The organism is Bacillus sp. SIMBA_005 (assembly GCF_046535585.1).
Lineage (GTDB): Bacteria > Bacillota > Bacilli > Bacillales > Bacillaceae > Bacillus > Bacillus pumilus.
Genome location: NZ_JAWRWI010000037.1, coordinates 1 through 511 on the forward strand (window position 1 = coordinate 1; position 511 = coordinate 511).

1 protein-coding gene is annotated in these 511 nt (G+C 38.0%); it reads right to left on the reverse strand.

Going from position 1 to position 511, the window contains the following annotated elements; all coding sequences use genetic code 11:
- On the reverse strand, nt 1-511 hold a 511-nt coding region (locus SB660_RS18930), incomplete at both ends, for an ABC transporter permease (protein WP_410583753.1).

A 511-nucleotide genomic window follows, 5' to 3' on the forward strand; every position in this document is an offset into this window, starting at 1 on the left:
TGTTGCAATCACTTTATAACCCCCACCTACCGAAGCAGGGATACCAAAATCGGTAAAACTTAAAATAAACGTTAAAATAAATGCTCCACCAATTGTTCCTATCATAGGTCGAAATACGGTATGGTAAAATCGACGTGATGGTCTATCATGCATTAGCATCGAGACAAGCAAAAAGCGTTTATCAATGTACTGCATGGAATTTTGCATTAAAATAAATGCAACAGGCAATGTGTAAAGCACATACCCAATCAACAAGCCATTAAATCCATAAATTGTAACTAAGGGCTTCCCCAGAAGTTTTGTTAGTATTCCTTGATTGCCAAATGTGTAAAGCAATACAAAACCATAGGTAATTGTCGGCAAGAGCATCGGCAATGTCACCCCGATATGTACAAGCTTTTTTAAATGTTGATTCATCGTCGTAAAATGCATGGCATAGGCAAGAGCAAACGCTAAACAAGTAGTAATAACAGCGGCGACAAATGACACCTGGAAACTATTAAGAAACGCT